This window comes from Micromonospora sp. BQ32 (genome assembly GCF_059358895.1).
The window spans coordinates 314,798-326,802 of the sequence record NZ_JCADBI010000002.1 but is presented as its reverse complement, the minus strand read 5'-3'; the positions used below and the strand labels follow the sequence as shown (position 1 = coordinate 326,802).

The following is a 12,005-nucleotide window of genomic DNA, read 5'->3' as shown; positions in this document are numbered from 1 at the left end:
CGCGGCGAACGGAACCGGGCAGACCGAACTGACCTGCCCACCATCAACAAGCTCTCTGGCAGCCGGTGCGTGACCGGAGCGGGGTGACCTGACGCCGGTTCGTCGCACTACCAACTCCCCTCGTGTGCGCCCGGTTCGAGGGCTGCGACGGCGGTGGCGACCACGGTGATCCGCGGTAGCCGCCCACCCAACGTCCGGACAGGTGCCCGTACCGTCGCCTGTGCTCGGTCGCCGTCGACGGACACCGACACCGCCGCCCCCGGCGGCGCCGCACGCCCGCCCTCCGCGCTGCCGTCCGCGCCCCGGGCGGCGGCGAGCGCCGCCTCCCGGGCCGCGTGCAGACAGCCCGCCTGGGCGCTCACGGCGTTGACCGCGGTCAGACCGGCCAGCAGGAGCAGGAGCAGCGCCGGCAGGCCGGCCGCCAGTTCGGCGGTGAACGACCCCCGGTCCCCGCCAGCAGCCCGTACGGGGACGCGAAGTCTCCGCCCGCCGCGTGCCACCGGCCCGGAAACGCTCGACCCTGAGTCGCGGCCGGCCCGCCGGCGCTCGATCACTTCAGTGCCCGGTCGATGACGGCGGTCAGCGCCGACTGGACGTTGCCGGAGGTCAGCACCTTCAACAGGATCCCGGCGAAGGCGACCGCGGCGAGCGTGCCCACGGCGTACTCGGCCGTGTTCATTCCGGCATCGCCGCGCAGGCGACCGATGAGTTTGCGCATGACTGTTTCCCTTCTCGATGGGTCAGAGCACATCGCCGAGAACGGCGACGATCACCGGCACGAGTCCGGCGAGAATGAACGCCGGCAGGAAGCAGAGCCCCAGCGGCAAGACGATGAGCACACCCGCCCGGCGGGCCGATGCCTCGGCAGCGGTGGCCCGGTCGGCGCGCAGGTCGTCGGCGAGCCGGGTCAGTGCGCCGGCCAGGGCGGCACCACTGTTGGCCGAGCGCAACGCCGCCGCGGTCAGCCGCTCCGCGCCGGGCACCCCGTCCAGGGCGGACCATGCCTCCGTTGGGCCACCACCCAGCAGCAGCGTGCGACCAACCCGAGCCAACCGGCCGGCGAGCGGCCCGTCCAGCGCCTCGGCGACGGCCAGCACCGAGCGATCCACCGGGGCACCCGCCCGCATCGCCGCCGCCAGGAGGTCGGCGGCGAGCGGCAGGTCGGCGGCCTCCTGGTGTCTCCGCTTGCGCACCGCGGGCGGTTCGATCCGACGCAGCAGGACGTCGAGCAGGAACGCGGCCGGGAGAGCGCCGAGCAGCCCGGGCCAGCCCTCGACGACGATTGCCACGGCGAGCCCACCCAGCACCGCCACGAGCCGGATCACGTCCGGCCGCCGCCGTCCATGTGCGGCGGTGGGCTGGCTCGCGGCGGTGGGCTGGCTCGCCGAGCCGGGCTGGCTCGCCGAGCTGCGTTGGCTCGCCGAGCCGGGCTGGCTGCCTGAGCTGCGTTGGCTCGCTGCGCTGGGCTGGCTCGCTGAGTCGGGCTGGCCGGCTGAGTCGGGCTGGCCGGCTCGGTTCCGGGGCGTCATCCGGCCCGTCCCGGTGTCGCGCTCAGCCGTTCCGCCCAGAGGAGGCCCACGACCTGCAGGGCGACCGCAGCGACCGCGCAAGCCCCGCCCACCGTGCTGTGCAGGAGCACCGCCAGGGGGTCGACGCCGATGCCGTACCCGAGCCCGATCCCGCCGATCGGCAGCGCCGCCAGCAGCCAGGCGGTGGCCCGGGCACCGGCCGCCTGGGCCGCCGCTGCGGCCAGACCCCGGTCGGTCGCCCGAGCGTCCGCCTCGATCCGCTCCAGGAGCTCCGCCAGCGGCGCGCCGGTCCGGTCGGCCAACCGCACCGCCGCCGAGGTCAGCTGAGGTAGGCGGCTCGCCCCGTCCCGCTCGACGGCCGCAACCTCGAGCGCGTGTGGGACGGGCAGGCCGGCCCGTAGATCCGCCGCCAGGCCGCAGAGCTGGTCCAGCCCACGTCGCCGGTCCCGCTCGGCGCTCCGGTTCACTCGCCACCGCAGCGCGGCGCGCACGGCCAGCGTGCCGTACCCGGCCACCGCGACGGCGGCCACCGGGCCGCCGACCACGGCACCCACACCGCCGCCGAGCAGACCGACCAGCGGCAGCACCCGGGTCGTCGATCGCGAGACGCGCACCGACGGCGTACCCGGCGTTCTGCCGGTCGGGTCGACGCGCCCGTGGTCGGGGCAATCGGCGATCGCGCACCCGTCGACCACCGTCACACCGGCCGCGTCGCCCCGACAGGCGACGTCCAGGTCGCCGTGCCCAGCGGCGGTTGCCGGGCCGGAGAGGTCGCGCCGACCGTCCGCACCGCTGACGCCTATCGTGCTCGTGGCCGCCGACGCGGCGGGCCGTTGTGCTGGACCGAGCACGGCGGTGGCCATCTCGGGCCCGTCGGCGCCGGTCGGGCGTCGGGGATCTCGACGGGTTGGCGGGCGCGTTGGGCCCTGCGGACGCCTGAACCCGCCTGCCGTTCCCGGCCACCTCGGGCTGCGGATGACGTCCCGGTCGGGCCAGCCGAGTGCCGTCCGCCTGCCGCCGGTGCCCGCGGTGCTACCCGGCTCGTCAGCGACACCGACCAAATGACCCAAGGTCGGGGCAGCACCGGTCGGCCCGTCCACCGGGCGACCGAGTTCCCTGATCCACCGCACCAGGGCGTCATCCGGATCGACGTGGCCGCCCCTCCGTCCCGGCATCAGCACGCGACGTCGACGGGCCCGAACGCTCCGCACGGGCCAGGCCACCAGGGCGGCGGCGACCAGGAGCAGCGCCGCCACCAGCATCGTCTCGCCGGTCATTCCGGACCCGCCGATCCGGGCCACGGTTCGCTGAGGATGGGCGGCACCGGCACCCCTCGCTCGCGCAGCAGCGCCCCGAGAGCACGGGCGGCGAGGCCGAGCCCACTGCCGCGCACCCAGGCGGGTACCACGGTCACCATCCGTTCGGGCCCCTCGGGCAGCAGCAGGCAGACCGACTCCAGGACGCGACCCTGATCGCCACGTCGTACCTGGAACAGCACCTGCAACGCGGCGGCAACCTGAGCGTGCAGCGCGGCGCGAGGCAGCCCACCCAACATGCCCAGGGCCTCAAGCCGGGCTGGCACGTCCGACGGTGTGTTGGCGTGCAGCGTGCCGGCACCCCCGTCGTGGCCGGTGTTGAGCGCGGCCAGCAGATCGACCACCTCACCGCCCCGGCACTCCCCAACCACCAGCCGGTCGGGGCGCATCCGTAACGCCTGCCGGACCAGGTCCGCCAGGCTGACCACGCCCGTTCCCTCCACATTGGCGGTACGCGCCTGGAGCCCCACCACGTGCGGGTGCCCCGGGCGCAGCTCGGCGGCGTCCTCCACCAGCACGATCCGTTCGGTGGCCGGCACCATCCCGAGAAGGGTGTTGAGCAGGGTCGTCTTGCCCGACCCAGTGCCACCGGTCACCAGGTACGCCAGGCGGGCCGCGACGACGGCGGCGAGCAGTGGTGCCAGCGGTCGCGGCACGGTCCCCTGGCGTACCAACTCGTCGAGGGTGAAGGGCGGTGCCGGAAGGTCCGCAGGGACAGGTAGGGACCTTCGGTCGCCACCGGTGGCAGCACGGCGTGCAGCCTGGTGCCGTCGGGAAGCCGCGCGTCCGCGTACGGGGAGCCGTCGTCGAGCCGCCGCCCGGCACTGGCGATCAGTCGCTGCGCCAACCGGCGGACGTCCTCCACCGACCCCACCGGCACAGCGACCTGGTGCAGCCCCGATCCGCGGTCGACCCAGACCCGAGCGCCGTTGACGAGGACGTCGGTGACCTCCGGGTCGGCGAGCAGCGGGGCCAGCGGCCCGGCGCCGACGAGGTCGTCGCGCACCCGGTCGGCGATCCGCAGCATGGCCGTGTCGCCGAGCACCGCGGCGGTGGGTTCGGCCCGTACCGCGGAGACGATCGCCGCCGCGGTGACGGGGGTGGTGGCGGCGGCGATCCGCTGCCGTACCCGGGCGGCGAGCGTGCCGTCCTCCGGCCCGGCGCTCATGCCGCACCCGTAGCCGGCACGCCGGTGAGGTCGGTGACGATCCGCTGGCAGAGTGCGGCCAATGGGCCCTTGCCCCCGGCGGCCGGCGCCTCGCCCCGCTCCAGCCCGCGGCAGAGCCCTGGCTCGGGACGCAGCGTGCCGGCCAGGGGAAGGCCCAGCGCGCGTGCCACCTCGGTGGCCCGCAGCCGCCCCGGGGCGGGCCCGCGCACCACTACCGAGAGCGCAGCACAGTGCGGGGCGGCCGCGGCCACCACCCGAGTGGCCGCCGCGGTGGCGCGCAACTCGGCCGGTACGACGACGAACGCCTGGTCGGCGGCTTGCAGCGCCACCACGGCCGCGTCGTCCAACTGTCGGGGCAGGTCGGTCACCACGAAGTCCCGCCCACGCTGGGCCGCGTCGACGGTCGCCGCCATCGCCGTCGCGGGCAACGCCAGCATCTCGCCGCGGTCCCAGGAGAGCACCACGAGATCACCGCGGCTGGGCAGGGCCTGCACCAGCGCCGGGGCATCCACCCGCCCGTCGGCGCTGGTGAGCGACGGCCAGCGCAGTCCTTCCAACTGCTCCCAGCCCAGCACGAGGTCGAGGCCACCACCGAGCGGGTCGGCGTCGATCAGGAGAGTGCGCAGCCGGGCCCGGGCGGCGGTCACCGCAAGACCACCGGCGAGCACACTCGCGCCCGCACCGCCCCGACCACCGAGGACCGCGACGACCCGGCCACCGACGCCGGTCGGACGGTCCGGGTCATGCTCGGCGAACCGATCCACCAGCCACGGCTCCGCGGCCGGCAGCATGGCGACGTGCTCGGCCCCGATCAGCTCGGCGATCTGCCAGCCCGGGTCGAGCTGCCCGGCCCGGCCGACCAGCACCAGCCGGGGCCGCTGCGGCAACCGGGCGCGCAGACACGCCTGCGCCTGATCGGCGCCGAGCAGCACCAGGGGTGCGGGCAGCCAACGGGTACGGGCAGCCGCTGGGTCGCGGGCGAGCTCCACCTCGGTCCCGCCGACAGCGGCGAGCCGGAGCACATCATCGAGCAGGTCGTCGTCGCCGGTGACGACAAGCGGGAGCCGGCGGATCGGCGGAACCGTGGTACGGGGTGGCATCGCGGCCTCCAGCGGTCGGGCAGTGTTATGCCGCCGACAGTGCTCGGAATCCGCCCCACGGACCGTCCGGATGTGGTCGCCTGTGGACAACCTGGTGGGCTGTGGACAACTCCCGCCGAGACAGTTGATCTGCTACGAGCACGGACAACTCCGCAGCTACTGCCGCTGCCGGAAAACAGCGAGGCCGCTCCCGGAAGGAGCGGCCTCGCACGTCGGCGGTCAGCCGACCCGGTCGGTCCAGGCGGTATCGAGGATCACCTTGTACGAGCTGATCCGCACGGGCGACAGCGTCAACCGCTCATCGGCGAGCAATTCGCCCGTCCTCGGATCGAAGATCAGAAGAGACTGCGCGTCGTGTTCGCGGTCGTCGAAGGTGACGGCGACTCCATCTCGGCCGGCGCGGTCCGTGACCTGCCCCCGCCAGCGGAAGCCGGGCACGTCGGCGAGGACCCGCAGGACCGCCGCTCGGGTCGCACGCGGCACGACGTACTTGCCATAGAGCGTGCTGACCTCCTTGCTCGCCGCCCCCGCGCCGTACTCGACCTTCAGCAACTTCCGCAGCTCGGACGGGACGGCCGACGGTGGCCTGAGTTCCTGCGGCGGCAGCGGAATCATGGCCGGGGCAGGGGTGCCCACGGCCGCCGGACGCGAATCGACATCTCGCTGCCAGTAGTCCCGGGACTCCTGGTCGGGGTACTGCGGCTCCAACTGGGTGTTGATCTGACTGCCGGTCCCGTCTGCGGCCTGCCAGACCTTGGAGGCCCCGGCGAAGGCGACGTGATGGCGACCGTCGGCGGAGGTCATCACCGGATCGCCCCACACCTTCGTGTGGTGATACATGTAGCGCCCGCTCTGGTGGTCGTACACGGCGTCTTTGATCTTGTCGGCCAGCATGCGCAGCTGCGGGCCGGCGGCCGGCGGATCCGCGTCGAACTGGTACGCGACCGGCACGAGCACCAAACCCGCTGCGTTTCCAGGCCCACCCGGGACGTCCGGTGCGGGCCCGCCGAACGGCTGGAGCACTGCCACGGCGCCGACCGCGACCGCCAGCGTGCCGGCCGTCAGGACCAGCCGGCGGGTCGGGCGTACGCGACGACGCCCGACCACGGTCTCGGTAGCCTCGGCGCGGTCGATCAGCTCGCGCGCCGAGACCAGCGGTGGCCCGACGGCGGCGTTCCGGGCCGGGTCGGCCGGTCCGAGAAGAGTACGGGTTCGCTCTGCTCCGAACATCACAGATCCTCTCGAATAGTCACCAACACCGGGCTGCGCCGGGCCTGCGCGGGCCGGCCCGACATCGCTTCGGCAAGACGGCGGCGGGCGCGATGCAGGCGCACTGCTGTGGTCGCCCTGGTGCAACCGAGCACCTTGGCCGCCTCGGACACCGTCAGCTCCTCCCAGCCGACCAGCCGGAGGATTTCCTGGTCGAGGTCGTTGAGGTTGGCCAGAGCAGTCCAGATGTCGGCGACCCCGACGCTCGTGTCGGCACCCGACGATCCGGCCAGTCGCTCAAGGTCGACGTCGGTGATCGAGAGGAGGTCCGGTGCGCTGCGTCGCGACCGCCACTGGTTCGCCAGGAGGCGCCGGGCCACCCCGTACAGCCAGGGCAGGCTGCGCTCCGGCACCTCGGCGCGGCGACGCCAGGCGACGACGAAGACCTCCTGGGCAAGCTCCGCGGACGCATCCCGGTCAGCGAGTCGGCGCAGGCCGTATCGGACTATGTGCTCGTACTCGGCGGCGTAGAGGCTGGTGAACCAGCCCTCGTCCCGCTTTCTCGGTGGACCCACCCGAACCCCCATTGCCTCGGCGACTCTCACACTGGCTTGTGTCGCTGAGGGCCCCGGGATTACCGGGCGGCCGAAGGCGGGTGCCGCCCGGCGGAAAAACGAGCGCTGCGGTCAGTCGTCGATCGCCTGGTAGACGGTGGTCCAGAAGTCGTGCCACATCGGCAGCCGCTGGTCGCCCGCGTGCGCCCGCTGCATGAACACGATCGTCGTCAGGTCCTCGGCGGGATCGTTGTACCAGGCGGTGCCGTAGAAGCCGGGCCAACCGTAGCTGCCGACCGAGGGCCCGAGGTGCGTGCGGCGGGTCCGGACCGACATTCCGAAACCCCAGCTGATGGCGTCGAAGTAGCCGGGCCAGAACCCGGAGACGGCCTTCTGCGTCGGGGTCAGGTGGTCGCTCGTCATCAGCGTCACCGCCGGCCGCGACAGCACCCGCTCGCCGCCGTGGGCGCCGCTGGCAAGCAGCGCCGAGGCGAAGGCCAGGTAGTCCTGGGCGGTCGAGACGAGACCACCGCCGCCGGACTCGAACATCCGCGGTCGACTGAACCGCCCGTCGGGAGCGTCCTCGACAACCGGCTCGCCGGTGGCGTCGTTGTCCTGCTCGTACGCCGTCGCGAACCGGCCGATGCTCTCGCTACCGACGCTGAAGGCGGTGTCAGCCATCCCCAGCGGCTTGCAGACCCGCTCGCGCACGGCATCCCCGAAGGACATGCCGGTGGCCCGGGCGATGAGCACGCCCATCACGTTGGCGGCGGTGTCGTACATCCAGCGCTCACCTGGCTGGTGGATGAGCGGAAGGTCGCCGAGCTGGCGAATCCACTCGTCCGGCGACGGATATTCGAGCGCGTTCAGCGCGTCGGCGATCGGCACCGTTCCCGGTTCGGCGGGGACCATGCCGGTGCCAAGGGTGCCGTCCAGGACGTCCCGCAGCGTTATCGGGCGTTTCGCCGGGACGGTGTCATCCAGTGGACCGTGGGGATCGGCGAGCACGGTCATGCCCGCCAACTCCGGGAGGAGATCGTCGACAGGATCGTCGAGGCGAAGGGTGCAGTCCTCGACGAGGGTCATCGCACACACGGCGACGATCGGTTTCGTCATCGAGCCGAGGCGACAGATCGTGTCGGCCGCCATCGGCGTCTGCGACCCAGGGCCCTCGAACGCGAGCTGGCCCGTCGCCTCGATGTGCACCTCGCCGTGCCGGGCGAGGACGGCCACCATGCCCGGAACGAAGCCGGACTCGACGTGGTGCTCAAGGAACCCCCGCACCCGGGCCAGCCGTTTCGACGAGAAGCCGCCAGCCACCTGTGTCCTCCTCAGCTCGTCCCGTTTGGCAAATTACACGGCAGGCGGCGGTCGCACCGTCCGCGACGAGGTGGGGAGGGGACCCCGCCCGAGCGGTACTGCTCATCGGCAGCAGCCGCTTCATCGCACGAGCGAGGCTCGTGTTGCCCAGTACCCTTTGCGGTGGCCGGCTCCCGTGAAAAGGGACAACCCCGCCGGGGGATGCGGTCTCAGGCTGGCGTCTGCTGTCGAGTAGTGGTGGCCCGCGTCAGAGAGCAGGGGCCGGGCCTTGTTCGTTGCGTCCGAGTTCGGCCCTCCTCAACGCTCGCGCTGCCTCCTTGCTGCCTCGCTACTGCTCGACATCTCGCTTACAAGTCTATGCAGCTCGAATGCCCGTTTCCCTGCACGACCGAGGCTCAGGGCGAGGTTCGGCGCTGCGCCTTCTCGCCCGCGGCTGTCCAGCCCTGCTGTTGCCACAGCAGCTGTCGAGCAGTTCGGGCAGCGCACTCAGCGGGCGACATGCTAGGGCTGCTAGTCCTCCCCTAAGGCAACGCGCGCCGCCTTCGTCAAGTTCTAGATCCAGCGAGTGATAGCACCGTCCAGCCCATCGATATGTCGGCCGGGCGTCTTACCGTGACCCGTTACATGACGTAGGTTTGCTGACTATCAAGGCACACTGGGAGGAGCTGAGGCGGCCTCATGGCAAGTCGCTACGACGATCTCGACGCGTCACTGGAACTAGAGCAGCGACTGAGCGCAGATCTAAGAGCCGCTCTAGAGCCCCGTGGCTGCGAGGTTACCCACAACGGCACAAACGCGGGTGGCCGGCACTCCCCAGGCGGGAAGCCGGACATTGAGATCCATGATCGGAACAGCAACCGGATTGTGCTTGTCGAGGTAACTAAACGTCGTGGATCAGCTGCGGATGGTGAGTTCGCGGCTGTAACCGACCATCTTAATCGGACGGCTGCGGCAAACGCTGGCAAGCATGTCGATATGCTCTATATCTCACCTGCTACTTCGGCGAGGATGAGCATGAACTTCCGGGACCTCTACAACCGGAACCGCGAGCGCGACAATATTCCGGGACGGATTGTTGCCATAGACTTCGAGGCTGCGCAGCTATTCGCAGACAAGCTTGCCAAATCTGATCCGGCGCTCTACCCGGCGAGACGATTCGGCGAGCTATTTGACCGGTGGGCGGATGCGATCGACGATGCTAGAGCACGTCAGCTGATCCAGTCGACATTCTTTCCGGAAGACTCGGCTCTTGCCCTCGAACTAGCCGAGGAAGCTCAAGAGTTCGACGCGCAGCGTGAACGGGATTTAAAAAAGAACCTCGAGAAGGTTGAGAACAGCTTCCGATCTCATGGCATTACCGGCAACAACGCCAATATCACGTTGGTGTACCTAGCCTTTATTCGCCTCTTCGAGGAGCGCCGGCAAAAGAAGACCGGCCGAAAGAACCGCTTCTCGCTTGACGGATTCCACGAGTGGTGCGATTCCATTCCAGCTACGATGAGGTCCAGCTACAGAGGCCGATTCGTTTCTGCCCTGCTTCACGAGATTGCCGAGGATGTCGACCTCAGGGAGGCTGGGCTTTTGCAGAGGGCAGGCGGAATCCGTCCGGACTTCCACGAGAAGCTAACCGATTCCTTGGTGGAGTCGCTAATTCTCCCGATGTTCGATGAGTACGACTTCCACGCAGGGCGGGTTGACGTCCTGGGAGCCGTCTTCGAAACGTTGGCTCGCCGTAGTGAAAAAGACACGCGGGTGGGACAGTTCTTCACGCCGCAACAAGTCGTGGACTTCTGTGCAAACCTCGTTGAATTAAGGCCGACCGACGTAGTTCTCGATCCCGCTGTAGGAACGGGACGCTTCCTCATCGCGTCCATGGAGAGAATGCTCGATAACGCTGACGAAAGCCTAGGGAACCAAGCGGATGTAGAGCGCTCGATCCGTCAGCGGCAGCTTTTCGGGGCCGACATCGATGGCTGGGTTGCGACGATCGCCAAGATGAACATGTTTATCCACGGCGACGGCAAGTCGGGTATCGGCGCGACCAACGGGCTGGTCCTAGGTGATCAGGCAGTGTTTAGCCAGCTGCCGGATGGGCTGAATGCCGCTGTCGACGTCGTTCTGACTAACCCTCCGCTAGGTGATACGGACTTCACCGTGGCCGAAAGGGCTTGGGAAGAGCTCGGCGGGGATCCGGACGAGGCTGCGAGCTACTACGAGTGGCTAGGCGTAGTGCCGCTCGAGGTCGTGGAGCAAGTTCAGCTCGAGGAACTCAGGAACGCTGAGGATGCGGTTCTTTCGGCGATAGCAGATCTCGAGGCACAAGATCCGCAGGAGAGGCCGCGGGGAGCTCTCGCCCGCGCCTACAAGAAGCGCGAGGGGATTACCAAGAAGCTTCTCCAACTGCAGGTCGATATTGCCGCCGGCAAGGTCACCCGCCGGCCTAGGGGCAGAACCTTGAAGGGTGGAGCGCTATTCCTGGGTGCGATTCAGCAGTACTTGAAGCCTGCACGCACCTCCGACCTTCTCGCTGAGTGGCAAGGCGGCCGAGTTGCCCTTGTCGTCGACGAGGCTGTCTTGAACACCCCTGACTACGCCTTTGCGCGAGCCTTTATCCGGAAGCACTTCTTCATCAAGGCTGTAATCAGTCTTTCTCGGGACGCTTTCAAATATCTCGCCCATACTGACGCAAAGACCTCCGTCGTATATCTGATCAAGAAGCCCAATCCGAACCTCGAGCAACGCGAACCAATTTTCTTCTCTCATGCAGAGCGAGTCGGGTATAGCGCAGTAGGACAATGGGTCGGCGATGACCTGCCTCAGGTGTTATTGCAATACGAAGTCTTCAAGGACGCGGTGCTCGGGTCATATGAGGACAGGTACCTCGCCTCCGATAAAGCGATCGTTGCAGCTAAGTCGCTACCAGGCCACGGGCACGGCTTTTATGCCCGACTTGATAGCGCACGGGACCTGTCGGGCAGACTTGACTTCTACGACGCTCGGTTCCGGCAGCGCAGGGACGAGCTTCTGGAGAAGCATGGAGCTCTAGTTAGGCTGGGCGATTTCCTCGACGTTGCACCTCGTGTATCGCCCGAGGCGTCCCGCAACGGAGAGTATGACTTCGCGGTTGCGACCCGAACCGGCACCATTGCCTACAAGGGGCGGACGACCGTGGCGTACCCGCCCCGAGCGCTCTGGATTGTTGAGGCCGGCGAGCTGGTGCTGTCGAGCATCGACCTTGTCAATGGCGCCGTTGCGGTGGCAGGAGACGACGTCGCAGGTCTGGTGATGAGTAAGGAAATGTACGCATATCGCCCGAAGCCGGGCGTAAAGGTTGTCCCCGAATACCTTCAGATTCTGCTGCGCACCCAGGCAGCGAGGGAGATGCTTCTGGGATTTACTACGGGAACGAGCAACCGCACACGCCTCGAGAGTCCACACCAGTTGCTAAACTTCCCACTCCCGCCACTGCCCACTCTCGACGAACAGGTCGAGCGGGCCACACAGTTGCGTGAGGCATACGCGATGCAGAGGACAGCACTGGAACAACTGGCATCACTGCACCTCGAAGCGCAGGAGGCGTGGGGGCCTCCCAGCCCTCGCGTTGGGCCGGCAGATGAGCGGAGTCAGCCAGTAGCATCTGCGCGCCCTGCTGCGTAGCCGTGGCTACAGTCCGACAGGTATTTCGTGTTGGTTCCTGCCCATACTGCGGAGCCCCTCACGACATGGCAGTGGAGCTGACGTTCAGGGTTGAGGTAGTGCCCAGCGCGGTACACCGCGCCCAGGTCGCTTCCATCTGCGGTTACACAGGC

The 12,005-nt window shown here is 69.1% G+C and carries 9 protein-coding genes and 1 pseudogene; 1 reads left to right on the top strand and 9 read right to left on the bottom strand.

Annotation, left to right across the window (positions count from 1 at the left end; translation table 11 throughout):
• Window positions 1–107: 107 nt before the first annotated feature.
• From AC5L30_RS05075 to AC5L30_RS05035, 9 genes and pseudogenes are all read right to left on the bottom strand, one after another.
• Entirely contained in the window at window positions 108–500 is a 393-nt protein-coding gene (locus AC5L30_RS05075; RefSeq protein WP_494865699.1) for a TadE family type IV pilus minor pilin, read from the bottom strand.
• Between the two features lie 50 nt (window positions 501–550).
• Window positions 551–718 (bottom strand): DUF4244 domain-containing protein, encoded by a 168-nt coding sequence (locus AC5L30_RS05070; RefSeq protein WP_151492073.1) that lies wholly within the window; start codon window positions 716–718, stop codon window positions 551–553.
• 22 nt (window positions 719–740) lie between these two features.
• Complete coding sequence (locus tag AC5L30_RS05065) at window positions 741–1,325, bottom strand: type II secretion system F family protein (protein ID WP_494865697.1); 585 nt, start codon at window positions 1,323–1,325, stop codon at window positions 741–743.
• Between the two features lie 200 nt (window positions 1,326–1,525).
• Window positions 1,526–2,806, bottom strand: coding sequence for a hypothetical protein (locus tag AC5L30_RS05060; protein WP_494865695.1), 1,281 nt, complete (start codon window positions 2,804–2,806; stop codon window positions 1,526–1,528).
• A pseudogene (locus AC5L30_RS05055) lies at window positions 2,803–4,013 on the bottom strand (TadA family conjugal transfer-associated ATPase). Before AC5L30_RS05055 ends, AC5L30_RS05060 begins: the two are co-directional and overlap by 4 nt.
• Complete coding sequence (gene ssd / locus AC5L30_RS05050; protein ID WP_494865693.1) at window positions 4,010–5,113, bottom strand: septum site-determining protein Ssd; 1,104 nt, start codon at window positions 5,111–5,113, stop codon at window positions 4,010–4,012. The pseudogene AC5L30_RS05055 and the gene ssd overlap by 4 nt, the downstream one beginning before the upstream one ends.
• Before the next feature lie 219 nt (window positions 5,114–5,332).
• Complete coding sequence (locus AC5L30_RS05045) at window positions 5,333–6,343, bottom strand: CU044_5270 family protein (RefSeq protein WP_494865691.1); 1,011 nt, start codon at window positions 6,341–6,343, stop codon at window positions 5,333–5,335.
• Window positions 6,343–6,897, bottom strand: a complete 555-nt coding sequence (locus tag AC5L30_RS05040; RefSeq protein ID WP_494865689.1) for an RNA polymerase sigma factor — start codon at window positions 6,895–6,897, stop codon at window positions 6,343–6,345. The genes AC5L30_RS05045 and AC5L30_RS05040 overlap by 1 nt, the downstream gene beginning before the upstream one ends.
• 111 nt (window positions 6,898–7,008) lie before the next feature.
• Window positions 7,009–8,196, bottom strand: a complete 1,188-nt coding sequence (locus tag AC5L30_RS05035; RefSeq protein ID WP_494865688.1) for a serine hydrolase domain-containing protein — start codon at window positions 8,194–8,196, stop codon at window positions 7,009–7,011.
• A gap of 678 nt (window positions 8,197–8,874) precedes the next feature.
• On the opposite strand from AC5L30_RS05035, the gene AC5L30_RS05030 reads away from it, so the two are divergent.
• On the top strand, window positions 8,875–11,853 hold the full coding sequence (locus AC5L30_RS05030) for an N-6 DNA methylase (protein WP_494865687.1): 2,979 nt from the start codon (window positions 8,875–8,877) through the stop codon (window positions 11,851–11,853).
• Window positions 11,854–12,005 lie beyond the last annotated feature (152 nt).

What these genes read in the sequence shown, in the direction of transcription:
- AC5L30_RS05070 (WP_151492073.1), bottom strand. Translation starts at nt 718, where the DNA reads ATGCGCAAACTCATCGGTCGCCTGCGCGGCGATGCCGGAATGAACACG.
- AC5L30_RS05060 (WP_494865695.1), bottom strand. Translation starts at nt 2,806, where the DNA reads ATGACCGGCGAGACGATGCTGGTGGCGGCGCTGCTCCTGGTCGCCGCC.
- ssd (WP_494865693.1), bottom strand. Translation starts at nt 5,113, where the DNA reads ATGCCACCCCGTACCACGGTTCCGCCGATCCGCCGGCTCCCGCTTGTC.
- AC5L30_RS05045 (WP_494865691.1), bottom strand. Translation starts at nt 6,343, where the DNA reads ATGTTCGGAGCAGAGCGAACCCGTACTCTTCTCGGACCGGCCGACCCG.
- AC5L30_RS05030 (WP_494865687.1), top strand. Translation starts at nt 8,875, where the DNA reads ATGGCAAGTCGCTACGACGATCTCGACGCGTCACTGGAACTAGAGCAG.